The organism is Streptomyces sp. NPDC051310 (assembly GCF_044455245.1).
In the GTDB taxonomy this organism is placed as follows: Bacteria; Actinomycetota; Actinomycetes; order Streptomycetales; family Streptomycetaceae; genus Streptomyces.
In genome coordinates this window covers 108080-132100 of the sequence record NZ_JBITEO010000017.1, presented here as the reverse complement: position 1 = coordinate 132100, position 24021 = coordinate 108080, and the positions used below count along the sequence as shown (strand labels likewise).

Genomic DNA, 24021 nt, shown 5'->3' with positions numbered 1-24021 from the left:
TGCGGGCTCACCCGTTCGGGCGTAACCTGTGAAGACTGCCCATGCGCCTTACGCACTGCTACGCGCCGTTGCGTGCCGCTACGCCCCTCGCCTGACCGCCCGACCGGCCGGAGTACCCCTTGCCCAGTCCCTACCGCGCGATCTTCGCCGCCCCCGGCACCGTGGGGTTCTCCCTCGCCGGCTTCCTCGGCCGGATGCCGCTGGCCATGATGGGCATCGGCATCGTCACGATGGTCTCGCAGCTCACCGGGCGTTACGGGCTGGCCGGTGCGCTCTCGGCGACCCTCGCCGTCTCGGCCGCGGTGCTCGGCCCGCAGGTCTCCCGGCTCGTCGACCGGTACGGGCAGCGGCGGGTGCTGCGCCCGGCGACGCTGATCACGGTGGCGGCAGTGGCGGGTCTGCTGCTCTGCGCGCAGCAGGGCCTGCCGGACTGGACGCTGTTCGCCTTCACGGCCGCCGCCGGCTGCGTGCCCAGCATGGGGGCGATGACCCGGGCCCGGTGGGCGTCGATCTACGAGGGTTCGGCGCGGGAGCTGCACACGGCGTACTCGTTCGAGTCGATCGTCGACGAGGTGTGCTTCATCTTCGGCCCGATCGTCTCCATCGGGCTGTCGACGATCTGGTTCCCGGAGGCCGGGCCGCTGCTGGCGGCCGTGTTCCTGGCGGTGGGCGTGTGGTGGCTGACCGCGCAGCGGGCCACCGAGCCGGTGCCGCACCCCGTCGAGCAGCACACCGGCGGCAGCGCGCTGCGCTCCCCCGGTCTGCAGGTGCTGGTGGCCGCCTTCGTCGCCACGGGTGCGATCTTCGGCGCGGTGGACGTGGTGACGGTGGCGTTCGCCGAGGAGGAGGGCCACAAGGCCGCCGCGAGCCTGGTGCTGGCGGTCTACGCGCTGGGCTCCTGTCTCGCGGGGGCGGTCTTCGGCCTGCTGCACCTGAAGGGCGAGCCGTCCCGCCGCTGGGTCCTGGGTGTCTGCGCGATGGCCGTGAGTATGATCCCCCTCCAACTGGCCGGGAGCCTGCCTGTCCTGGCCGTGGCGCTCTTTGTCGCGGGCCTTGCCATCGCACCGACGATGGTGACCACCATGGCCCTCGTCGAGGCGCACGTACCGCGCACCAAACTGACCGAGGGCATGTCCTGGACGGGTACCGGGCTCGCGGTCGGCGTGGCGCTCGGCTCCTCGGCCGCCGGCTGGGTGGTCGATACCCACGGGGCGGCGGCGGGGTACGGGGTGCCCGGCGTTGCGGGGGTGCTGGCGGCCGTGGTGGCGTTCCTGGGGTACCGCCGGCTGCGCAGGCCGGTGCCGACGCGGGAGGGGCAGCGTGAGCAGGACTCTGCAGAGTCTGAACAGCCGGAGCGGCAGGGACACGTGGCGTAACTGGGCGGGCAACGTCGCCGTCCGGCCCGTACGGGAAGCGCGTCCGGCCTCCGTGGCGGAGCTGGCCGACGCGGTGCGCGGGGCCGCCGAGCAGGGGCTGCGGGTCAAGACCGTCGGTACGGGCCACTCCTTCACCGCCATCGCCGCGACCGACGGGCTGCTGATCCGGCCGGATCTCCTCACCGGGATCCGGCACATCGACCGCCGCGCGATGACCGTGACGGTGGAGTCGGGCACTCCGCTGAAGCGGCTGAACGTGGCCCTGGCCCGGGAGGGCCTGTCGCTCACGAACATGGGCGACATCATGGAGCAGACGGTCGCGGGCGCGACCAGCACGGGTACGCACGGCACCGGCCGGGACTCGGCCTCCATCGCCGCGCAGATCAGGGAGCTGGAACTGGTCACCGCGGACGGCCGGGTGATGACCTGCTCCGAGAAGGAGAACCCGGACGTCTTCGCGGCCGCCCGGATCGGCCTCGGCGCCCTCGGGGTCGTCTCGGCCATCACCTTCGCCGTCGAGCCGGTCTTCCTGCTCACCGCGCGCGAGGAGCCGATGACCTTCGACAAGGTCACCTCGGAGTTCGACGCGCTGCACGCGGAGAACGAGCACTTCGAGTTCTACTGGTTCCCCCACACCGGCAACTGCAACACCAAGCGCAACAACCGCAGCGCGGGGCCCGCGGCGCCGCCCGGCCGGGTCAGCGGCTGGATCGAGGACGAGTTCCTCTCCAACGGGCTGTTCCAGGTGGTGAACTCGGTCGGCCGGGCCGTGCCCGCCGCCGTCCCGGCGATCGCCAGGGTCTCCAGCCGGGCGCTGTCCGCCCGTACGTACACGGACATCCCGTACCGGGTCTTCACCAGTCCGCGCCGGGTGCGGTTCGTGGAGATGGAGTACGCGCTCCCCCGCGAGGCGGCCGTCGGCGCGCTGCGCGAGCTGAAGGCCATGGTCGACCGGTCGCCGCTGCGGGTGAGCTTCCCGGTGGAGGTGCGCACGGCCCCCGCGGACGACATCACCCTGTCGACGGCGTCGGGCCGGGAGACGGCGTACATCGCGGTGCACATGTACAAGGGCACCCCGTACCACGCCTACTTCACGGCCGCGGAACGGATCATGACCGCGCACGGAGGCAGGCCGCACTGGGGCAAGGTGCACACCCGGGACGCGGCGTACCTCGCCGGGGTCTATCCGCGGTTCGGCGAGTTCACGGCTCTGCGGGACCGGCTGGATCCCGACCGGCTGTTCGGCAACGCCTACCTGCGGCGGGTGCTGGGCGCCTGACGCCTCGTCGAGCCTCCGGGCGCTGTGCCCCATGACCGAATCGAATAGTTCCGTTTGCGTCGATTGCGTGAAGGATGACACGCGCGGGGAATAACCGGCGGAGCCCAACTGCCGCGCCACGGGACAACTTCGACGGCGCGCCGGTCCACCCAGGTGGCCCGAATGGAGTACTGTGGCGAACCCTGGGCTCCGGTCCTTCACGGGTGTCCGGGACCAACGGGAGGGGGCCTCGCATGGCACTCGATCCGGCGGCGCCGCGGCACCGCACGGACGCCTGCTGCACAGAGTGACCGTCACGGTCACCCTGCGTTGCAAATAGGTAACCGTGCCATAACGGCGTTCCAGGGCCCATGCCCGACACGCCGGGCAACTCGGCAAGGTTGTGGCAGGCTGCACCCGGGCAGGCCACACTCGACTAGCGGAAGCAGCGACGCAGGTGACGTCGGCAGGCACCACCCGGGAGGTCCCCATGCCCGAACTGCGTGTCGTGGCCGTCTCCAACGACGGCACACGACTGGTGCTGAAGGCTGCTGACAACACGGAGTACACACTTCCGATCGACGAACGGCTGCGCGCCGCGGTACGCAACGACCGCGCCCGGCTGGGTCAGATCGAGATCGAGGTGGAGAGCCACCTCCGGCCGCGCGACATCCAGGCGCGGATACGGGCCGGTGCCTCCGCGGAGGAGGTCGCGCAGCTCGCCGGCATCCCTGTCGAGCGGGTGCGCCGTTTCGAGGGCCCCGTGCTCGCGGAGCGCGCCTTCATGGCCGAACGCGCCCGTAAGACCCCCGTGCGCCGGCCCGGTGAGAACACCGGTCCGCAGCTCGGCGAGGCGGTGCAGGAGCGGCTGCTGCTGCGTGGCGCCGACAAGGACACCGTGGTGTGGGACTCCTGGCGCCGGGACGACGGCACCTGGGAGGTCCTGCTGGTCTACCGGGTCGCGGGCGAGGTGCACTCGGCGAGCTGGACCTACGACCCGCCCAGGCGGCTCGTCCAGGCCGTGGACGACGAGGCACGCGCGCTGATCGGCGAGACCGACGACGCCGTGGCGGTGCAGGAGCCGAGCTTCCCCTTCGTACCGCGGATCGCGCGGCTGCCGCGCGACCGGCCGCTGGACCGCACCCCGGTTCCGCCGCCGGTCCCCGAGGCCGACGACGAGCCCGAGCGGGACTCGCTGACCAGCCTGCTGGAGGCCGTGCCGAGCTTCCGGGGCGACATGGTCGTGCCCGAGCGCCCGGTCGCCGACTCCTCCCCCACGGACCCCGACGAGGAACCCGAGGCGGTGGAGCCTCCGGCCCCCGCCGCCTCGGCGGGCGCCGGCTCGGCGTACGCGGACGTGCTCATGCCGCGCGCGGTGAGCGGTCACCGCGACCGGCTCACCGGCACCACCGACCGGCAGGCGGAGGCGGACGGCGTCCGCCCGGGCCGCCGGGCGGCGGTCCCGAGCTGGGACGAGATCGTCTTCGGCACGCGCCGCAAGAAGCAGGAGTGACCGCGGCGGCAGGAGCGGTCACCGCTTCCCGGTGTCCTGGGCGTGCATCACCGGGCGCCGGGCGGCCTCGTACGGGCCGCCCGGCAGCCCGGCGGCCCGGTCATCCGCGGTCCGGCCCCTTGGCGACCGGGCGGGACGAGTCGCCGACCCAGTCGGACCAGGAGCCCGCGTACAGGGCCGCCTGGATGCCCGCGATCTCCAGGGCCACGATCTGCTGCGCGGCCGAGACACCGGAACCGCAGTAGACGCCCACCCGGGGCGCGTCCGCCGCGCCCAGGTTCTTGAAACGAGCGGCCAGCGCCTCGGCCGGCAGGAAGCGGCCCTCCCCGTCGACGTTCTCCATGGTCGGGGCGGACACCGCGCCCGGGATGTGGCCGGCCACCGGGTCGATCGGCTCCACATCGCCGCGGTAGCGCTCCGCCGCCCGCGCGTCCAGCAGCAGGCCCGTCCGGGCCAGTTCCGCGGCTCCGTCCGCGTCCAGCAGCGGCATGCCGCCCGGCCGTGGCGTGAAGTCGCCGACGGACGGCGTGGGCGTCGCCGTCGACAGCTCGCCGCGCCACGCCTCCAGGCCGCCGTCGAGCACCCGTACGTCCTGGTGTCCCGCCCAGCGCAACAGCCACCAGGCGCGGGCCGCGGCCCAGCCCTGACCGCCGTCGTACGTGACCACCCGCGACGTCGCCGAGACACCGGCGCGGCGCATCACCGCGCCGAACTCCGCCACGTCGGGCAGGGGGTGCCGGCCCCCGGGGCCGGGTGCGGCGGCCAGCTCCGAGTCCAGGTCGACGTACACCGCGCCGGGGATGTGCCCCGCCTCGTACGCCGGGCGTCCGGGCGGGCCGCCGAGCTGGTAGCGGACGTCCAGGAGGACCGGCGGACGGGGCCCGACGAGCTCGGCCGCCAGTTCGGTTGCGGAGATGATGGGGTTCATACGTGCCATCCTCCCGCAAGCGCGGCTCCCGCGGTGAGCACCGCAGGGCGGATGGGCAACGAAAAACCGGGCATCCTCCTGCGGGATCGCGCCACATCCCGGCGCGGCCGGGGCGCGCTGGGCGGCCGGTGGTGCAAGCATCTGACGAGGCGTGAGGCCGGCACCCGAACGGCCCGCACGTCCGGTCCCCCCTGCACGGCCACGACCGATGGTCCGAGGAGAGAGTGACGATGACCGAGGCGGCTCGGCACAAGCCCGGTACACCCTGCTGGGTGAGCTTGATGGTGCACGACCTTGACGCGACGCAGGAGTTCTACGGGGAGCTGTTCGGCTGGAGCTTCCGGCCCGGTCCCCAGCAGCTCGGCCCGTACGTGCGCGCACTGCTCGACGACGAGGAGGTCGCCGGCATCGGCCGGCTCCCGGCCGACCGCGGCCTGCCGGTCGCCTGGACCCCGTACCTGGCGTCGGCCGACGCCGGCGCCACCGCCGAAGCGATCCGGTGCAGCGGCGGCACGGTCGCCGTGGGGCCGCTGGACGCCGCCGACGCCGGCCGGATGGTGATCTGCTCCGACCCGACGGGCGCCGTCTTCGGGGTCTGGGAGCAGGCCGCCCACCTCGGGACGGCGGTGGGCGGCAGACCCGGCACGCCCGCCTGGAACGAGCTGCTGACGCAGGAGACCGATGCGGTCGGCAAGTTCTACAAGACGGTGTTCGGCTACGAGCTCGAACCGCTGGCTTCGGCCGATGTCGACGTTGTGACGCTGAAGGCCGGCGACCGCCCGGTGGCTTCGCTGCACGGGGTCGGCACCGCGCTGCCCCGCGACCGGGGCGCGCACTGGATGACCTGGTTCGAGGTGGCGGACACGGACGACGCGGCACGCCGGGTGACCGAGCTGGGCGGTCAGCTCCTGAAGCCGCCGCGCGACGATGCCGCCGGCCGCCACGCGACGGTCGCGGACCCGGAGGGCGCGGTGTTCACGATCGTGCGGTCGGCCCCGCGCTGATCTCGTCCGCGACCGGCAGGACGTCCGGGGACAGGGCAGCCGCGCGGGCGGTCGCGGCCGTCATCCGGCGCCGGTGGTGGCGCCTGCACAGCACCTCGTACCCGATCTCGTTCCCGGCGTTCACGTCGCCGACGACGACCTGGGCGCCCTCGACGACCATCTCGCCGCCGACGGTGCGCGCGTTGTGGGTGGCGCGCGCACCGCACCAGCACAGCGCCTCGACCTGCAGCCGCTCGACCCGGTCGGCCAGTTCCAGCAGCCGCTGCGAGCCGGGGAAGAGCTTGGAGCGGAAATCGGTGGTGATGCCGAAGGCGAAGACGTCCAGTTCGAGGTCGTCGACGACCCGGGCGAGCTGGTCGATCTGCTCCGGCGCGAGGAACTGCGCCTCGTCGGCGATGACGTAGTCGCACCGGCCGCCCTTGCTGAGGTGGCCGACGAGGTACGCGTAGAAGTCGAAGCCCTCGGCGGCCTCGACGGCGTCCGTGACCAGGCCCAGCCGCGAGGACAGCTTGCCCTCGCCGGCGCGGTCGTCGCGGGTGAAGATCATGCCCTGCAGGCCCCGCGCGGAGCGGTTGTGCTCGATCTGCAGAGCGAGGGTGCTCTTTCCGCAGTCCATCGTTCCGGAGAAGAACACCAACTCGGGCATGGGGAAGTGACGACCTTTCGGGTCAGGTGGGAAGGGGATGACCGGGGTTGCCGGGCGCTGCCGGGGTGTGCGGGGTGTGGCCGCGGTTCAGGAGCGTACTTCGAGGAGCGGGACGAGCTGCTCGGCCGGGGTCATCGAGCCGTGCATGCCGGCCATGGCGGACTCGTGCGGCTCGTTGACGGACGCTGTGATCACGACGTCGTCGTGCGCGGCGGCGACGACGTCGCCGATCCGGCCGTGCACCCGCTCGTCGATCGCGGGCCCGAACCAGCCCGCCGCGATCGCCTCCTCGCGGCTCGCCACCCAGAACTGCTCACCGAGCACCTCGCGCCAGCAGGCCAGCACGTCGGACTGGGCGCCCGGGACGGCGTAGACGTGGCGGGCCCGGCCCTCGCCGCCCAGCAGGGCGACTCCGGCGCGCAGCTCCCAGTCCTCGTCGAAGTCGATCCGGGACTGCTCGTCGAACGGGATGTCGACCATGCCGTGGTCGGCGGTCACGTACAGCGCGGAGCGCTGAGGCAGCTGCTCGGCCAGCCGCTGGACGAGCCGGTCGACGCACATGAGCTGTCCGCGCCAGGAGTCGGAGTCGATGCCGTGGCGGTGGCCGCTGCCGTCGAGCTCGCTGTAGTACGTGTACACCAGCGCCCGGTCGCCGGCGGCGAGCTGCTCGGCGGCGAGGTCCATGCGCTCGTCGCCCGAGAGCCGGCCGTGAAAGGTTCCGCCGCTCAGCGCGATCTTCGTCAGCGGAGTGTCCTGGAAGGCCGGGGAGGAGACCTGGGCGGTGTGGACACCCGCGGCGTCGGCGAGCTGGAAGACCGTCGGGTACGGCTGCCAGACGTGCGGCGGGGTCCAGGGCCGCCAGCGCAGCTGGTTCATCAGCTCGCCGGTGGCGGGGTCGCGCACGGTGTAGCCGGCCAGTCCGTGCGCGCCGGGCGGCAGGCCCGTACCGACGGAGGCGAGCGAGGTCGCGGTGGTGGCGGGGAACCCCGCGGTCAGGGGCCGGCCGGTGCCGCCGCGTGAGCCCGCGAGCAGCGAGGTGAGGTACGGCGCCTCGTCCGGGTGGGCCTTGATCTGCTCCCAGCCCAGCCCGTCGATCAGGAACACGCAGTTCCGGTCGGCCGGGGCCAGCTCGGCGATGCGGTGCTCGCAGCCCGGTACGCCCTGGGCGGCGGCGAGGGTCGGCAGCAGGTCGGCGAGGGAGCCGGAGCCGTACTCGGGCACGGGCGCGCTGTCGACGGCGAGCGCGGTGGGGTGCTCCCAGGCCGCGGAGCCCGGGCGCGGTGCCGGATCGTCGGGCCAGGCGGAGGCCGTGGTCGTGGGCTGCCCCATCAGCGGGTGGCCGCGGTGGCTTCGGACAGGGCCTGCGCGAACGCGAGGGCCTGGCGGACCGTCTCGGGACCGTCACCGGCCTCGCTGACCCGCAGGCTCAGGTCGTCGGCGGTGGAGTTGCCGGTGTAGCCGTGGTCGGCCTCGCAGTTCGGGTCGCCGCAGGCGGCGGGCTCCAGGTCGATGCGGGAGACGGCGCCCCAGCCGATGTTCAGCACGACCTCGCGGGGCAGGGTGCCCGGGGTGTAGGACTCGGGGTTGGCGACGACCCGGCTCAGGACGACGGACGAGATCCGGCCGAGCTTGACGGACTCGGTGGAGGTGGTCGCGTACGGCGTCGGGGAGCTGGTGTCGGCGTTCTGCTCGTCGGTGTGGCTGACGATGAAGCGGGTGGAGGTCAGCACCAGGACGGTGACGTGGCGGCGCACCTCGTTGTTGTCGAAGGTGGTCTCCTGGTGGACCAGGTACGAGGCGATCGACTCGCCGCCGACGGCGGCCTCCACCGCCTCGGCCACGAGGGCCGGGTAGTAGCCGCTGCGCTCGATCGCCGCGCGCAGCCCCTGGGTCGTCGTACCGGTCTTCGCCATGGGCTCCATCCTACGGGGCCGGTCGGCCCGGCCCGTCCCCCTCAGTAGCTGGGGAGCCGTCGTGGCCCGAGGTCGGTGCGGGCGGGGGGCGGGGCGAGGCGGACGGTGGCGCCGAGGACGGACAGGCCACGCGGGGCGACGACCACCGGTTCCAGGCCGATGGCGACGATCTCGGGGTGGTCGTCGACCAGCCGGGACACCCGCAGGAGCAGCTCCTCCAGGGCGGAGGTGTCGACGGGGTCGGAGCCGCGCCAGCCGAAGAGCAGCGGCGCGGTGCGGATGGAGCGGATCTGCTCGGCGACGTCCCGCTCGGTGGCCGGGACGAGCCGGTGCGCGGTGTCGCCGAGCAGCTCGGAGGGGGCACCGGCGAGGCCGAACGACAGGACGGCGCCGACGGCGGGGTCGAGGGCGGCGCGCACGACGGTGTCCACGCCGCGCGGCGCCATGGGCTGGACGACGGGCTGGAGCTCCTCGGGCTTGCCGAGCGTGTGGGTCAGCTCGGCGTACGCGGTGCGCAGCTGCTCCTCGGTGGCGAGGTCGAGGCGTACGCCGCCGAGGTCGGGGCGGTGGCGCAGGTGCGGCGCGGTGGTCTTCAGGGCGACGGGGTAGCCGAGGTGCCCGGCGGCGCGGACGGCGGCGTCGGGCGTGGGAGCGGCGAGGGCGGGGCGTACGTCGATGCCGTACCGGCGGAGCAGCTCGCCGGTGGCGGCGGAGTCGAGGGTGACGCCCCGCTCCCCCACGCCGTCGCCCTCGCCGAGCGCCCGCTCGATCTGGGCGGCCGCCCCGGCCTCGTCGATGCCCTCGTAGTGCGGCACGCGGCCCGGCTCGGCCGCCTGCCGCCGCCACTGCGCGTACCGCACGGCCTCGGCTAGCGCCCGGGCGGCCCGCTCGGCGGCGGGGTACGCGGGGATGCGGCTCTCCCGGGGGCCGGGGGTGACGCCGGCTTCCGGGGCGGAATCGGCGGGTGCCGCCGGGGCGGGGGCGGCGGGTGCCGCCGGTCCGGTGCGTGCGGGGTGCGGGGTTCCGGTGGGCGCGGTGGGTGCGGGGTCCGCGGCTCCCGCGGACGCGGGGTGCGGGGTTCCGGCGGGCGCGGGGTGCGGGGTTCCGGGGCCGGGGGGCGGGGGCGCCGTGCTGGTGGCGGCGGCCAGGGCGTCGGCGAGGGCGCCCATCTCGACATGGACCACCAGGACGGGCTTCGCGGGCGCCGTGGCGGATGCGGCCCGCAGGGCGGCGGCCAGTACCTCGCCGTCGCCCGACTCGGTCACCCCGTTGTCGCCGACCCAGGGGATGGCGGTCACCACGACCGCGTCGCACGCGTCGTCCCGCAGGGCCTCGGAGAGCGCGGCGCGGAAGTCCTGCGGCGTGGCGGCGGTCGTCAGGTCACGCGGCCGGAGGGGCCGCAGCCCCTCGGTGAGGCACGCGTCGTACGTGAGCAGGCCGAGCGACTCGGAGTTGCCGAGGATCGCCACGCGCGGCCCGGCGGGGAGCGGCTGCCCGGCGAGCAGCAGGCCCGCGTCGACGAGCTCGGTGACGGTGTCGACGCGGATGACGCCCGCCTGCCGCAGCAGGGCGGAGACCGTGGCGTACGGGATGCGGGTGACCGGCACCGCGTGGCCCGGCGGGGCGCTGCCGTCGTGGCGGGCGCCCTGCACCACGACCACGGGCTTGACGGCCGCCGTGCGGCGGGCGAGGCGTGTGAACTTGCGCGGGTTGCCGATCGATTCGAGGTACATCAGGGCGACGTCCGTGTCGGGGTCGTCGTACCAGTACTGCAGGATGTCGTTGCCCGAGACATCGGCGCGGTTGCCCGCGGAGACGAAGGACGACAGGCCCGCGCCGCGCCGGTGGAGTCCGGAGAGCAGCGCGATGCCGATCGCGCCGGACTGGGTGAACAGCCCGATGCGGCCCTGCGCCGGCGGGTGCGGCGCGAGGGACGCGTTCAGCCGCACGCCGGACGCGGTGTTGATGACGCCGAAGGCGTTCGGGCCGATGACGCGCATGCCGTACGAGCGGGCCCGGCGCACCAGTTCCCGCTGGCGCTCCCGTCCCGCGGCGCCCTGTTCGGCGTATCCGGCGGAGAGGACGACCAGCCCCTGGACACCGTGCTCGCCGCAGTCGGCGAGGACCTCCGGCACCCGCTCGGCCGGTACGGCGACGATCGCGAGGTCGACGGGTTCGCCGATCTCGCCGACGGAACGGAAGGCCGGGACACCGTCCATCTCGCTGCGGCCCTCCGGCAGGGCGCCGTTCACGGCGTAGGTGCGGCCGGTGTACCCGGCGTCGAGGAGGTTGCGCAGGACCGTGCGGCCGACCCCGCCCGGGGTGCGGCCGGCGCCGATGACGGCGACCGAGCCGGGGGCGAGGAGCCGCTGCACGGACCGGGCCTCGGCGCGCTGCTCGCGGGCGCGCTGCACGGCCAGGGAGCGGTCGGTGGGCTCCAGGTCGAGGTGGAGGCGTACGGCGCCGTCCTCGAAGCTGCGCTTCTGGGTGTACCCGGCGTCGGTGAAGACCTTGATCATCTTGGAGTTGGCGGGCAGCACCTCGGCCGCGAAGCGCCGGATGTCCCGCTCGCGCGCGACGGCCGCGATGTGCTCCAGGAGCGCGGAGGCGACGCCGCGCCCCTGGTGGGCGTCCTGGACGAGGAAGGCGACCTCGGCCTCGTCGGCGGGTGCGCTCGCGGGGTGCCCCCGGTCGTCGATCCGGTCGTAGCGGACGGTGGCGATGAAGTCGTCGCCGACGGTGGCCGCCAGGCCCACCCGGTCCACGTAGTCGTGGTGGGTGAAGCGGTGCACGTCCTTGGCGGAGAGGCGGGGGTAGGGTGCGAAAAACCGGTAGTACTTCGACTCGTCGGAGACCTGCTCGTAGAAGCTGACCAGGCGTTCCGCGTCATCGGGAGTGATCGGCCTGATGCGGGCGGTGCCGCCGTCGCGCAGCACGACGTCGGCCTCCCAGTGGTCGGGGTACGCATGGTCCGGCTGATCCGACGGGGTCCGCATGGGGCCCAGCGTACGGTGAGGCACACCGGTCGCGGAGGTGCTGTGGACAGGGCCCGTCGATCAGGTTCGCGCACACCCCGGACAACATGAGAGAGTGGTCTAGACAACCCCCTGAACTCGAAGGGCAACACCATGGCTGAGCGCCGCGTCAACGTCGGCTGGGCCGAGGGCCTGCACGCCCGCCCCGCCTCCATCTTCGTCCGTGCCGCCACGGCCTCCGGCGTTCCCGTCACGATCGCCAAGGCCGGCGGCAACCCGGTGAACGCCGCCTCGATGCTCGCGGTGCTCGGCCTGGGCGCGCAGGGCGGCGAGGAGATCGTGCTCGCTTCGGACGCGGAGGGCGCGGACACCGCCCTGGACCGTCTGGCGAAGCTCGTCGCCGAAGGTCTCGAAGAGCTCCCCGAGACCGTCTGACCTTTCCGGGCCTCCGGGCCGGACCCTTCCGGGACCGGCCTTCCGGGACCGTTCCCGGTTACCGAGACCGGTTCCCGGTACCGGGATCCGTTCCCGGTTCCGGGTATGGTCCCGGTTTCCGGACGCCGAGCGGCGGAGCCGCATCGCCATGGAATTCGATTCCGGGCCGGTACGGCTCCGCCGTTTTCGTTGTGCGGACGTGAATGACAGGGCTGGACAGGAAAATCCACGCCCGCGGGAAATGCTCTTCTTTGTATACGGCCCCGCTGTTAATTGCGGGCGCTCGCCGTGTTTACGTGATGTTGCGAAGTCCTCACACGCAGCCGGTGCGCCTCGCGGGACCGCTCCGCGTGCAGCGCGGTGAGCGCCCTGGCCCGGTCCGCGTCGCCGCGCGCCACGGCGTCGACGATCGCGCCGTGCTCGGCCCACTCCTCCACCGGCCGCGCGGACTCCTCAACCGCGTACATCCAGGCGATCTTGTGCCGCAGCTGGGTCAGCAGGGCGGTCAGTCCGGGGCTGCCGGAGGCCTGGGCGAGGGTCTCGTGGAACCAGCCGCCGAGCGAGCGCAGGTCCTCGCCCCGCCCCCGGCGCGCGCGCTCCTGACCGAGCCTGACCAGGCCCCGCAGCACCTTGAGGTGTGCCTCGGTGCGCCGCTGGGCGGCGCGTGCCGCGCCGAGCGGCTCCAGCAGGGCACGGATCTCCAGCAGGTCGGCCGCCTCCTGCTCGGTCGGCTCGGCGACGCACGCCCCGACATGGCGGCGCGTGGTGACGAAGCCCTCCGACTCCAGGGTGCGCAGGGCCTCGCGGACGGGGACGCGGGAGACGCCGTAGCGGCGTGCCAGCTGCTCCTCGGTGAGCCGGCTGCCGCGCTCGAAGACCCCGGAGACGATGTCGTCGCGGATAGCCGTGCATACCGAGTGCGCGGGAATGCGCATACCGAACCTCCGACTGGATCCGCGCGGAACGATGAGCGCCGACGATTTTGACGAGTGTTCAGTGACTCTATTGCAGCAGGCCTGCGTTTCCGATGGCCGTCCGGAATTCATGGATATCTTTTGGCCAGGATCGGCCGGGATCGGCCGGGACCAACGGTGATCACCTCTGATCGGCAGGCATCGGTCGGCCGGAGACCTGCCGGGATCCGCCGGGATCCGCCGGCACCGCGCAGGAGGCGACGCGGACGGCGCCGCGCCGAGCGGCCCGTGCACGCCGAAAGGCCCCTGCTCGCGGGGAGCGAGCCGGGGCCGGCGGACGCCCGGGCGGGGGTCCCGGGCGTCGGGGTCAGACGTTGACGCCGTGGGAGCGCAGGTACGCGACCGGGTCGATGTCGGAGCCGTAGTCGGCGCTCGTGCGGGCCTCGAAGTGGAGGTGCGGGCCGGAGGAGTTGCCGGTCGAGCCGGAGATGCCTATCTGCTGGCCCGGCATGACGCGCTGGCCCACGGAGACACTGACGGAGGAGAGGTGGCCGTACTGGGTGTACGTGCCGTCCTCCATCCGGATCACGACGTTGTTGCCGTACGCGCCGCCCCAGCCGGCCTCGACGACGGTGCCCAGGCCCACGGAGACGACCTCGCTGCCGTAGGCGGCGTGGAAGTCGATGCCGGTGTGACTGCCGGAGGACCACATGGCGCCGCCCGCCCCGTAGGAGGTGCTGACGTACGAGCCGGCGACCGGGAGCGTGAAGGAGTTGAGCCGCTTGCGCTCGGCCTCGCGGGCGGCGCGCTCCTCGGCGTCACGGGCCGCCTTGGCGCGGGCTTCCGCCTTGCGCTTGGCCTCGGCCTCCGCCTGGGCCTGGGCCTGGGCGAGGGCGGCGGCCTCCTCGGCCTCCCGCTCCTGGGCCTCGGCCTGGGCGTCGACGCGGTCGGCGATCGTGTCGGTGATGACCGCCTGGTTGAGGCCGGTGTCCTCGAGAGCGCGGGTGTCCGTGTCGGCGGCGAGCGCCGGGGAAGCGAGGGTTCCGATCACGCCGGTGGTGGCGAGGGCCGCGACGCCGGCGGCGTGGGCGCTCTTGCGGCTCAGACGGCTCGGGGCACGGTGCTTCCCGGTGGCACGGGTGAACGCCATGAAGTGGCTGGTCCTTTCCTTCCTTCTCGCCTACCGGGTTAGCTGACGGGTTCGGAGCAGGAAGGTCTCCTACGGGCCCCTCCGCACGGATGCGAAGGCGTCCGATTCACCCCAGGGACTGCGTGGGTCCCCGGCTCCCCGGGCTCGCGCCCGGTGGGGATTCGGCGATGGCTGTCCGGTGCCGCGGGTGCGGCGGGTACAGCGGGCGGACAGCGCATCAGACGCTAAGCGGCCGATCTTTCAATCACCAAACGAACACGCTTTTTTGTAGCGCACGCCACAGGGCAGACACGTAACCTCCCCAATAAAACGGACATACAGCGGGGAGACAGGGGAACCCCGGCATCCGATCGGATACCGGGGTTCCGCGCACCGGGCGGGCGGCGGTCGCCGACCGGCTGTCAATCAGCCGGAGACGACGGACACTTCGCCGATGCCGAGCGCCTCGACGGGCTCCTTGATCTGCGCGGCGTCGCCGACGAGCACGGTGACGAGACGGTCCACCGGGAAGGCGCTGACGACGGCGGCGGTGGCCTCCACGGTCCCGGTCTCGGCCAGACGGGCGTACAACTGCGCCTGGAAGTCGTCCGGGAGGTGCTGCTCGACCTGGTCGGCGAGGGTGCCCGCGACGGAGGCCGCCGTCTCGTACTTCAGCGGGGCGACGCCCACCAGGTTCTGCACGGCCGTCTCGCGCTCGGCGTCGGTCAGACCCTCGGCGGCGAGGGTGCGCAGCACCTGCCACAGGTCGCCCAGCGCCGGGCCCGTGGTGGGCGTGTCGACGGATCCGCTGATGGCCAGCATCGCGGCGCCGTTGCCCTCGGGGCCGGAACGCAGTACCTGGCCGAAGGCCCGCACGCCGTAGGTGTAGCCCTTCTCCTCGCGCAGGACGCGGTCGAGCCGGGAGGTGAGGGTGCCGCCCAGGCAGTACGTGCCGAGGACCTGCGCGGGCCACACGCGGTCGTGCCGGTCGGGGCCGATGCGGCCGATCAGCAGCTGCGTCTGCACGGCCCCGGGCCGGTCGACGATGACGACGCGGCCCGTGTCGTCGGCGGTGACCGGCGGGACGGGGCGGGGCGCGGCGGTGTCGCCCGTCCAGGCGCCCAGGGTGTCGGCGAGCACGGCGTCGAGGTCGACGCCCGTCAGGTCGCCCACGACGACCGCGGTGGCCGTGGCGGGCCGGACGTGCGCCTCGTAGAAGGCCCGTACGGCCGCGGCGTCGATCCGCGCCACCGTCTCCTCGGTGCCCTGGCGGGGGCGGGACATGCGCGAGGTGGCCGGGAAGAGCTCCTTGGAGAGCTGCATGGCGGCGCGGCGGGCCGGGTTGGCGACCTCGTGCGGGATCTCGTCGAGCCGGTTGCGCACCAGGCGCTCGACCTCGCTGTCGGCGAAGGCGGGGGCGCGCAGCGCCTCGGCGACCAGTCCGAGGGCCTTGGCCAGCCGGGAGACCGGCACCTCCAGGGAGACCCGGACGCCGGGGTGGTCGGCGTGCGCGTCGAGCGTGGCGCCGCAGCGCTCCAGCTCGGCGGCGAACTCCTCCGCCGAGTACTTGTCGGTGCCCTCGGACAGGGCCCGCGACATGATCGTGGCGACTCCGTCGAGGCCCTCCGGCTCGGCCTCCAGCGGAGCGGCGAGGGAGATGTCGACGGCCACGACCTGCTGGCCGGGACGGTGGCAGCGCAGCACCGTCAGGCCGTTGTCGAGGGTGCCGCGCTCGGGGGCCGGGAAGGCCCAGGGCTTGGGCGTGCCCGCCTGGGGTCGGGGGTGGAACTCCATGGACGTCAGGGACACAGCGGCGTCGCTCACTGGTCGGCTCCCTCTTCCTGCTCGCTGCGGTCTGCGGTGACGGGCTCGTAGACCAGTACGGCCCGGTTGTCCGGGCGCAGCCGGGCCTTGGCGACCGCCTGCACCTCCTCTGCGGTGACGTCCAGGACCCGCTGGACGGCGGTGAGGGCGAGCTGCGGGTCCCCGAACAGGACGGCGTAGCGGCACAGTTCGTCCGCGCGGCCCGCGACCGTGCCGAGCCGGTCGAGCCACTCCCGCTCCAGCTGGGCCTGGGCCCGCTCCATCTCCTCGGCGGTGGGGCCCTCGGCGGCGAACCGGGCCAGCTCGTCGTCGACGGCGGCCTCGATGTCGGGCACGTCCACGCCGGCGGAGGTCTTCACGTCCAGCCAGCCGAGCGAGGGCGCCCCGGCCAGCCGCAGCAGGCCGAAGCCGGCCGACACGGCCGTACGGTCGCGGCGCACCAGGCGGTTGTGCAGCCGGGAGGACTCGCCGCCGCCGAGGACGGTCAGGGCCAGGTCGGCGGCGTCGCACTCGCGCGTGCCGTCGTGCGGCAGGCGGTAGGCGGCCATCAGCGCGCGGGCCGGGACCTCCTCCTCGACGACGTGGCGCAGCTGCTCCCCGATGGTGTCGGGCAGGGTCCCGTCGCGCGGCGGCTGCTTGCCGTCGTGGGCAGGGATGGAGCCGAAGTACTTCTCGATCCAGGCGAGCGTCTGCGCCGGGTCGATGTCGCCGACGACCGACAGCACGGCGTTGTTGGGCGCGTAGTACGTACGGAAGAAGTTCCGCGCGTCCTCGAGGGTGGCGGCGTCGAGGTCGGCCATGGAGCCGATCGGCGTGTGGTGGTAGGGGTGGCCCTCGGGGTAGGCGAGGGCGGTCAGCCGCTCGAAGGCCGTGCCGTACGGGACGTTGTCGTACCGCTGGCGGCGCTCGTTCTTGACGACGTCCCGCTGGTTCTCCATGGACTCGTCGTCGAGCGCCGCGAGCAGGGAGCCCATCCGGTCGGCCTCGAGCCACAGGGCCAGCTCCAGCTGGTGGGCGGGCATGGTCTCGAAGTAGTTGGTCCGCTCGAAGCTCGTGGTGCCGTTGAGCGAGCCGCCGGCGCCCTGGACCAGCTCGAAGTGGCCGTTGCCCTTCACCTGGGCCGAGCCCTGGAACATCAGGTGCTCGAAGAGGTGGGCCAGGCCGGTGCGGCCCTCGACCTCGTGGCGGGAGCCGACGTCGTACCAGAGGCACACCGCGGCGACCGGGGTCAGGTGGTCCTCGGAGAGCACCACGCGCAGGCCGTTGGCCAGGCGGTGCTCGGTCGCTGTCAGGCCGCCGGAGCCGGCCTGGGCTGTGGCCGTGTGACCCATGGGCATGTACGTCCCTTCGATCGCTGGTGGAAAGTGCTGCCACTGTATGCAAGCGGACCGACACCTGGCGAAGTTCCCGTACCGCCGGATCATCCCTCTTCCGGGTCGCGGTCGGCGTTGTCGGTGGGACGGTCCACAATGGTCGGCGTCAGATCAGCCCTTGCCTGGTGAAGGAGCGCAGCCGCGATGGCCCGCCGCAGCACGAAGACCGCGCAGCCCGACGACTTCGAGGAGCGGATCCTCGACATCGACGTCGTCGACGAAATGCAGGGCTCCTTCCTCGAGTACGCGTACTCGGTGATCTACTCCCGGGCCCTGCCCGACGCCCGCGACGGCATGAAGCCGGTGCACCGCCGCATCGTGTACCAGATGAACGAGATGGGCCTGCGGCCCGAACGCGGCTTCGTCAAGTGCGCCCGGGTCGTCGGCGAGGTGATGGGCAAGCTGCACCCGCACGGCGACGCCTCGATCTACGACGCGCTGGTGCGTATGGCGCAGCCCTTCTCCATGCGGCTGCCGCTGGTGGACGGCCACGGCAACTTCGGCTCCCTCGGCAACGACGACCCGCCGGCCGCCATGCGGTACACCGAGTGCCGGATGGCGGACGCCACCTCCCTGATGACGGAGTCGATCGACGAGGACACCGTCGACTTCACGCCGAACTACGACGGGCAGGAGCGCGAGCCGGTCGCGCTGCCCGCCGCCTTCCCCAACCTTCTGGTCAACGGCGCGTCCGGGATCGCGGTCGGCATGGCGACCAACATGCCGCCGCACAACCTGGGCGAGGTCATCGCCGCGGCCCGGCACCTGATCAGGCACCCGGGCGCGGACCTGGAGACCCTGATGCGGTACGTGCCGGGGCCCGACCTGCCGACCGGCGGCCGGATCGTGGGGCTGTCCGGGATCAAGGACGCATACGAGACGGGCCGCGGCACCTTCAAGATCCGCGCCACCGTGGCCGTGGAGAACGTGACCCCCCGGCGCAAGGGCCTGGTCGTCACCGAACTGCCCTTCACGGTCGGCCCGGAGAAGGTCATCGCCAAGATCAAGGACCTGGTCGCGGCGAAGAAGCTCCAGGGCATCGCCGACGTCAAGGACCTGACCGACCGCGCGCACGGCCTGCGGCTGGTGATCGAGGTCAAGAACGGCTTCATCCCCGAGGCCGTGCTGGAGCAGCTGTACAAGCTGACGCCGATGGAGGAGTCCTTCGGCATCAACAACGTGGCGCTGGTCGACGGGCAGCCGCTGACCCTGGGCCTGAAGGAGCTGCTGGAGGTCTACCTCGACCACCGCTTCGACGTCGTGCGGCGCCGCAGCGAGTTCCGGCGCGGCAAGAAGCGGGACCGGCTGCACCTCGTCGAGGGCCTGCTCGTCGCGCTCCTCGACATCGACGAGGTGATCCGGCTGATCCGGTCGAGCGAGAATTCCGCGCAGGCCAAGGAGCGGCTGATCGAGCGGTTCTCGCTGAGCGAGGTCCAGACCCAGTACATCCTGGACACCCCGCTGCGCCGGCTCACCAAGTTCGACCGGCTGGAGCTGGAGGGCGAGCGGGACCGGCTGAACGCCGAGATCGCCGAGCTGACCCGGATCCTGGACTCGGACGCCGAGCTGCGCAAGCTGGTGTCGTCGGAACTGGCCGCGGTGGCGAAGAAGTTCGGCACCGAGCGGCGCACGGTGCTGCTGGAGTCGGCGGGCGCGCCGGTCCAGTCGGTGTCCCTGCAGGTCGCGGACGACCCGTGCCGGGTCATGCTGTCGTCGACCGGTCTGCTGGCGCGTACGGCGAGCGGCGAGCCGCTCCCGGACAGCGGCGGCCGGCGCACCAAGCACGACGTGATCGTCTCGGCGGTGCCGGCGACCCAGCGCGGCGAGGTGGGCGCGGTGACGTCCGGCGGACGCCTGCTGCGGCTGTCGGTGATCGACCTGCCGCAGCTGCCGGACACGGCGTCCGCGCCGAACCTGTCGGGCGGGGCGCAGATCTCCGAGTTCCTGACGCTGGAGAAGGACGAGACGGTGGTCTGTCTGACCACGCTGGACGAGGCGTCCCCGGGCCTGGCGATCGGCACCCTCCAGGGCGTCGTCAAGCGCGTCGTGCCGGACTACCCGGCGAACAAGGAGGAGCTGGAGGTGATCACCCTCAAGGAGGGTGACCGGATCGTGGGCGCGGCCGAGCTGCGCACGGGCGAGGAGGACCTGGTCTTCATCACCTCCGACGCGCAACTGCTGCGCTACCCGGCCTCCCAGGTGCGGCCGCAGGGCCGCCCGGCGGGCGGTATGACGGGCATCAAGCTGTCGGCCGGCGCCGAGGTGATCTCGTTCACCGCGGTCGACCCGGCGGCGGACGCGGCGGTGTTCACGGTCGCCGGCTCGTCCGGCGCGCTGGACCCGGAGGCGGGCACGTCGGCGAAGCTGACCCCGTTCGACCAGTACCCGCGCAAGGGCCGGGCGACGGGCGGCGTGCGCTGCCAGCGCTTCCTGAAGGGCGAGGACATGCTGGTCCTGGCCTGGGCGGGGGCCGCCCCGGCCCGGGCGGCCCAGAAGAACGGCTCCCCGGTCGACCTGCCGGAGGCCGACCCGCGCCGCGACGGCTCGGGCACACCGCTCCCCAAGCCGGTCGCGGTGGTGGCGGGCCCGGCGTCGTAACGGGGCGATCGAGGACCTCCTGCGGCCGGCGGCTCACGTCGTACTGCGGGAGGTCTTCGTGCGTGACGGCGCTGTCCTGCCGATTCCCGCATACCGGCGCGGTGCGCCGGATGGCCTCGTCATGATCGGCAGCCCTCCCCCGGCGCTCGCGGGCGGCTGCCGGTAGGTCCGGCACCCCTGGGGAAGGATGGCCGCGTTGACGGAAGAGGCATTCAGCGTCGACAAGCGCCCGCTGCGCGATCTGCTGCGCCAGGTCGAGGACGGCCGGGCTCAGCTGCCCGAATTCCGCGGTGGGGGCACCTCCCCTGCCCGAAGGGCAACGGGGCCGTCGGCGACCGACGACAACGCGGCGAGGTGCGGTGCCGGGCGCCGCGAGCCCGGCGTGATCGGCAAGACACCCCCTAAGAGACCTCGTCGGGCTCTCCCTTGTCGGGGACGAAGCGCAGGACGCCCCACATGCTGTGCTCCTCCGGGGCGTCATGCGGGCCGGTCACCCGGCAGCCGTCCAGGGACTTGCGCAGGCCGTCGGGCTCGATGCCCGAGCCGATGAGCACCAGCTGGGAGAGGCGCTGCTCCCCGGCCGGCCAGGGCTCGGGGTAGAAGCGCAGGAAGCGGCCGACCGCGTGGACCGCGTACCGGTTGGCGGGGTCGGCGTCGCCGAAGTCCACGAAGCCCTTGATCCGGTACAGGCCCTCCGCGCGCGAGTCGAGGAAGTCCAGCAGACGGCGCGGGTGCAGGGGGTCCTCGGCCGTGAAGGAGAGCGTGTCGTACGCCGCGTGCGGGTGGGCGTGGTGCTCGTCCTCGCGCAGGTCGTCGAAGGAGAGCTGTCCCTCGATCCGGTCCTCGTCCCGTCGCGCGGCCCGGTCGAAGAGCAGCTCGGGATCGACCCGGCCGTACGCGGCGTCGATCACGGCGGCCCGCTCCGCCAGGCCGGCGACCACGGTGTGCACGCGGCGCAGCTCCTGCGGGTCCACCCGGTCGGCCTTGTTGACGACGACGAGGTCGGCGATGGCGAGGTGGCGGTCGGTCTCGGGGTGCCGGGCGCGCGTGGCGTCGAACTCGGCCGCGTCGACGACCTGGACCAGCCCGCCGTAGACGATCCGTTCGTTGTCGCTGGCGAGCACCATCCGCACCAGCTCCTGCGGCTCGGCCAGGCCGCTCGCCTCGATGACGATGACGTCGAGGTGGGCGGAGGGCCGGGTGAGGGCCTCCAGGTAGGTGTCGAGCTCACTGGCGTCGACGGCGCAGCACAGGCAGCCGTTGCCGAGGGAGACGGTGGAGCCGACCTGGCCGGCGACCGTCATGGCGTCGATCTCGATCGAGCCGAAGTCGTTGACCATCACGCCGATGCGGGTGCCCCGGGCGCTGCGCAGCAGATGGTTCAGCAGGGTCGTCTTCCCCGACCCGAGGAAGCCCGAGAGGACGACGACGGGGATCTGCTGCACGCTGCTCAAGGGACACCTTTCCGGTTGTGGCTTCCGGCCGACGGCTCCGGACACGGCTACCCAGGATAGGCGCGGTGATCAGCCCGGGGAGCCCGCGTGATGTCCGGCATTTCCCCGAGGGGGCTCGGCCGTTTACGGTTCCTGGGATGAGCCCGGCACCGGTCCCCACCCCCTCTCCCGCCCTGCGCGCACCCGCGCGGCGGCGGCGGTTCGGCTGGCCGCAGCGGGTGTTCTCGCAGGTCCTGCTGATGCAGCTGGCCATCGCGACCGGCGTCACCGTCCTCGCCACGGGTCTGTTCCTGGCACCGCTGAGCGCCCAGCTCGACGACCAGGCCATGCGGCGGGCCCTGGCCATCGCCGAGGCCACGGCCTCCCCCGAGGTCGCCGGCGAGCTGCTGGCCTCGCCGCCCACCGCCACCGGACCCGTCCAGGCGGAGGCCGAGCGGATCAGGACGGCCACCGGCGCCGAGTACGTGGTGATCATGGACACCCGCGGTGTGCGCTGGTCGCACACCGATCCGCGCAAGATCGGCCGGGTCGTGTCCACCGATCCCAGCGACGCCCTCGCGGGCCGGGACGTCATGGAGATCGACAGCGGCACGCTCGGCCGCTCCGCCCGCGGCAAGGTCCCGCTGCGCGCGGCGGACGGCGACATCGTCGGCGCGGTGTCGGTCGGCATCGAGTACGACAGCGTCCGGGCCCGGCTGCTGGCGGCCATCCCCGGGCTGCTGGCGTACGCGGGCGGGGCGCTGGCCGTGGGGGCGCTGGCCGCGTACCTCATCTCGCGCCGCCTCCAGCGCCGTACGCACGACCTCGCCTTCTCCGACATCTCGGCGCTCCTCGCGGAACGCGAGGCGATGCTGCACGGCATCCGCGAAGGGGTGGTCGCCCTGGACGCGGCCGGACGGATCCGGCTGCTGAACGACGAGGCGCAGCGGCTGCTCGGCGTGGCGCCCGACGCGGCCGGGCAGCCGCTGGACGAGGTCCTCGGGGAGGGCCGGACCGCGGACGTGCTGGCCGGCCGCGTCACGGGCGAGGACCTGGTGACGGTACGCGGACACCGCGTACTGATCGCCAACCGGATGCCCACGGACGACGGGGGCGCCGTCGCGACGCTGCGTGACCGGACCGAGCTGGAGCGGCTGGGGCGGGAGCTGGACTCGACGCGCGGGCTGATCGACGCACTGCGGGCCCAGGACCACGAGCACGCCAACCGGATGCACACACTCCTCGGGCTTCTGGAGCTGGAGATGCACGAGGAGGCGGTGGAGTTCGTCACCGAGGTGGCGGGCGTGCACCGGGCGACGGCCGAGCAGGTCACCGAGCGGGTGCACGATCCGCTGCTGGCGGCGCTGCTGGTGGGCAAGGCCACGGTGGCCGCGGAGCGGGGCGTCTCGCTGCGCGTCGCACCGGGCACGCTGCTGCCGGACCGGCTGGTGGAGCCGCGCGAGCTGGTCACGGTCGTCGGCAACCTGGTCGACAACGCGCTGGACGCCGCGGCCGGTTCCGCGCAGCCCGTGGTGGTGGTCGAACTGCGTGCCGAGGGGCGTACGGCGGTGCTGCGGGTCACGGACAGCGGACCGGGCGTACCGGCCGAGCGGCGCGAACTGATCTTCACCGAGGGCTGGTCCACCAAGGACATGCCCGCGCACGGCGGACAGCGCGGCCTGGGACTCGCCATGGTGCGCCGGCTGGCGGAGCGGCAGGGCGGCAGCGTGCGGGTGACGGACGGCGCGGACGGGGGCGCCGCGTTCACCGTCGTGCTGCCGGAGGCCCTGACGGAGCCCCCACCGGCGCCGCGCGCGCCGGTGGGGGCCACGGCGGGGTCCCCTGCTGCGGCGGAGTACGTCCCGGGAACGGAGGTCCCCGGAGTGGCCGGGGTGCCAGGAGCGGCCCAGGCGCCTGGAGTGGCCGGGGTACCGGGGGCGGCCCAGGCGCCTGGAGTGGCCGGGGTACCGGGGGCGGAGGTCGCCCCGTGATCCGCGTCCTCGTCGTGGACGACGACGTCCGGGTCGCGGAGATCAACGCCGCGTACGTGGCCAAGGTGCCGGGCTTCGAGGTCGCCGCGCGGGCGCACACGGCAGCCGAGGCCCTGGCGCGCGTCGAGGAGCTGCCCGGCCTCGACCTGGTCCTGCTCGACCACTACCTGCCGGACCGCAACGGGCTCGCGGTCGTGCGGGAGCTGCGGCGGCGCGGCCACGAGACCGACGTGATCATGGTGACGGCGGCCCGGGACGTCGCGACCGTCCAGGCCGCCCAGCGTCACGGGGCCTTGCAGTACCTGGTGAAGCCGTTCAACTTCGCGGGGCTGCGCCCCAAGCTGGAGGCGTACGCCGCGCTGCGCCGCACCCTGGACGGCGGCGGCGAGGCGGAACAGGCCGAGGTGGACCGGATCTTCGGTGCGCTGTCGGTCGGCTCGGGCGCGCCGGACCTGCCCAAGGGCCACTCCCCGACCACGGCGGAGCTCGTACGGCAGGTGCTGCTGGCCGCCGGCGGGCCGCTGTCGGCGCAGGAGATCGCCGAACGGGCGGGGGTGAGCCGGCAGACCGCACAGCGCTACCTGAAACTGCTGGAGCGGGCGGGGCGGGTGCGGCTGTCGCTGAGGTACGGCGATACAGGCCGTCCGGAACACCGCTACGCCTGGGCCACCGCCTGAAGGGCGGCCCTGCCGAGGCCCGGATCCCTGAAGC

The 24021-nt window shown here is 73.4% G+C and carries 18 protein-coding genes and 1 riboswitch; of the genes, 8 read left to right on the top strand and 10 right to left on the bottom strand.

All coding sequences use genetic code 11. The annotated features are described in order from the left end of the window. The first annotated feature begins 119 nt into the window (after positions 1-119). The 3 genes from ACIA79_RS23780 to sepH all read left to right on the top strand — a co-directional run bounded on the left by ACIA79_RS23780 (position 120) and on the right by sepH (position 4147). Positions 120-1376: an MFS transporter gene (locus ACIA79_RS23780; protein WP_399430355.1), complete on the top strand. Its 1257-nt coding sequence runs from the start codon at positions 120-122 to the stop codon at positions 1374-1376. Further along, positions 1342-2655 (top strand): D-arabinono-1,4-lactone oxidase, encoded by a 1314-nt coding sequence (locus ACIA79_RS23775; protein WP_399430389.1) that lies wholly within the window; start codon positions 1342-1344, stop codon positions 2653-2655. The genes ACIA79_RS23780 and ACIA79_RS23775 overlap by 35 nt, the downstream gene beginning before the upstream one ends. 436 nt (positions 2656-3091) lie before the next feature. Then, positions 3092-4147 (top strand): septation protein SepH, encoded by a 1056-nt coding sequence (gene sepH / locus ACIA79_RS23770; RefSeq protein ID WP_399430354.1) that lies wholly within the window; start codon positions 3092-3094, stop codon positions 4145-4147. 100 nt (positions 4148-4247) lie between these two features. Here sepH and ACIA79_RS23765 read toward each other — a convergent pair whose 3' ends face one another. Next, the gene (locus ACIA79_RS23765; protein WP_399430353.1) at positions 4248-5075 is read right to left on the bottom strand and encodes a sulfurtransferase; all 828 of its coding nucleotides are present in this window, start codon (positions 5073-5075) and stop codon (positions 4248-4250) included. 230 nt (positions 5076-5305) lie between these two features. On the opposite strand from ACIA79_RS23765, the gene ACIA79_RS23760 reads away from it, so the two are divergent. Then, positions 5306-6079 carry a VOC family protein gene (locus ACIA79_RS23760; RefSeq protein WP_399430352.1) on the top strand — a complete coding sequence of 258 codons (774 nt, stop codon included), beginning with the start codon at positions 5306-5308 and terminating at the stop codon, positions 6077-6079. Here ACIA79_RS23760 and ACIA79_RS23755 read toward each other — a convergent pair. The 4 genes from ACIA79_RS23755 to ACIA79_RS23740 all read right to left on the bottom strand — a co-directional run bounded on the left by ACIA79_RS23755 (position 6051) and on the right by ACIA79_RS23740 (position 11634). Continuing rightward, entirely contained in the window at positions 6051-6725 is a 675-nt protein-coding gene (locus ACIA79_RS23755; RefSeq protein WP_399430351.1) for a thymidine kinase, read from the bottom strand. The two genes, ACIA79_RS23760 and ACIA79_RS23755, sit on opposite strands and share 29 nt — an antisense overlap. Positions 6726-6812: 87 nt before the next feature. Next, positions 6813-8054 carry an alkaline phosphatase family protein gene (locus ACIA79_RS23750; protein WP_399430350.1) on the bottom strand — a complete coding sequence of 414 codons (1242 nt, stop codon included), beginning with the start codon at positions 8052-8054 and terminating at the stop codon, positions 6813-6815. Then, positions 8054-8638: a DUF5998 family protein gene (locus tag ACIA79_RS23745; RefSeq protein WP_031075913.1), complete on the bottom strand. Its 585-nt coding sequence runs from the start codon at positions 8636-8638 to the stop codon at positions 8054-8056. The genes ACIA79_RS23750 and ACIA79_RS23745 overlap by 1 nt, the downstream gene beginning before the upstream one ends. 41 nt (positions 8639-8679) lie before the next feature. Continuing rightward, entirely contained in the window at positions 8680-11634 is a 2955-nt protein-coding gene (locus ACIA79_RS23740; protein WP_399430349.1) for a GNAT family N-acetyltransferase, read from the bottom strand. Positions 11635-11766: 132 nt separating this feature from the next. Here ACIA79_RS23740 and ACIA79_RS23735 point away from each other — a divergent pair, with 132 nt between their 5' ends. Then, positions 11767-12048 (top strand): HPr family phosphocarrier protein, encoded by a 282-nt coding sequence (locus ACIA79_RS23735; RefSeq protein ID WP_399430348.1) that lies wholly within the window; start codon positions 11767-11769, stop codon positions 12046-12048. A gap of 269 nt (positions 12049-12317) precedes the next feature. Here ACIA79_RS23735 and ACIA79_RS23730 read toward each other — a convergent pair whose 3' ends face one another. The 4 genes from ACIA79_RS23730 to ACIA79_RS23715 form a co-directional block, all read right to left on the bottom strand. Then, a complete protein-coding gene (locus ACIA79_RS23730; RefSeq protein WP_399430347.1) occupies positions 12318-12983 on the bottom strand; it encodes a GntR family transcriptional regulator in 666 nt (221 codons plus the stop codon). A 346-nt stretch (positions 12984-13329) separates the two neighbouring features. Beyond that, on the bottom strand, positions 13330-14112 hold the full coding sequence (locus ACIA79_RS23725; RefSeq protein ID WP_399430346.1) for a M23 family metallopeptidase: 783 nt from the start codon (positions 14110-14112) through the stop codon (positions 13330-13332). Between the two features lie 13 nt (positions 14113-14125). Then, a riboswitch (cyclic di-AMP (ydaO/yuaA leader) is annotated at positions 14126-14289 on the bottom strand. A 228-nt stretch (positions 14290-14517) separates the two neighbouring features. Continuing rightward, positions 14518-15885, bottom strand: coding sequence for a M16 family metallopeptidase (locus ACIA79_RS23720; protein ID WP_399430388.1), 1368 nt, complete (start codon positions 15883-15885; stop codon positions 14518-14520). A 26-nt stretch (positions 15886-15911) separates the two neighbouring features. Next, a complete protein-coding gene (locus ACIA79_RS23715; RefSeq protein WP_399430387.1) occupies positions 15912-17246 on the bottom strand; it encodes a M16 family metallopeptidase in 1335 nt (444 codons plus the stop codon). A gap of 186 nt (positions 17247-17432) precedes the next feature. Here ACIA79_RS23715 and ACIA79_RS23710 point away from each other — a divergent pair, with 186 nt between their 5' ends. Further along, on the top strand, positions 17433-19886 hold the full coding sequence (locus tag ACIA79_RS23710; protein ID WP_399430345.1) for a DNA topoisomerase (ATP-hydrolyzing) subunit A: 2454 nt from the start codon (positions 17433-17435) through the stop codon (positions 19884-19886). Positions 19887-20287: 401 nt separating this feature from the next. Here ACIA79_RS23710 and ACIA79_RS23705 read toward each other — a convergent pair whose 3' ends face one another. Next, complete coding sequence (locus ACIA79_RS23705; RefSeq protein WP_399430386.1) at positions 20288-21331, bottom strand: CobW family GTP-binding protein; 1044 nt, start codon at positions 21329-21331, stop codon at positions 20288-20290. Positions 21332-21477: 146 nt separating this feature from the next. Here ACIA79_RS23705 and ACIA79_RS23700 point away from each other — a divergent pair, with 146 nt between their 5' ends. Both ACIA79_RS23700 and ACIA79_RS23695 read left to right on the top strand, forming a co-directional pair. Further along, positions 21478-23310 carry an ATP-binding protein gene (locus ACIA79_RS23700; RefSeq protein WP_399430344.1) on the top strand — a complete coding sequence of 611 codons (1833 nt, stop codon included), beginning with the start codon at positions 21478-21480 and terminating at the stop codon, positions 23308-23310. Further along, complete coding sequence (locus tag ACIA79_RS23695; RefSeq protein ID WP_399430343.1) at positions 23307-23987, top strand: response regulator; 681 nt, start codon at positions 23307-23309, stop codon at positions 23985-23987. The genes ACIA79_RS23700 and ACIA79_RS23695 overlap by 4 nt, the downstream gene beginning before the upstream one ends. Positions 23988-24021 lie beyond the last annotated feature (34 nt).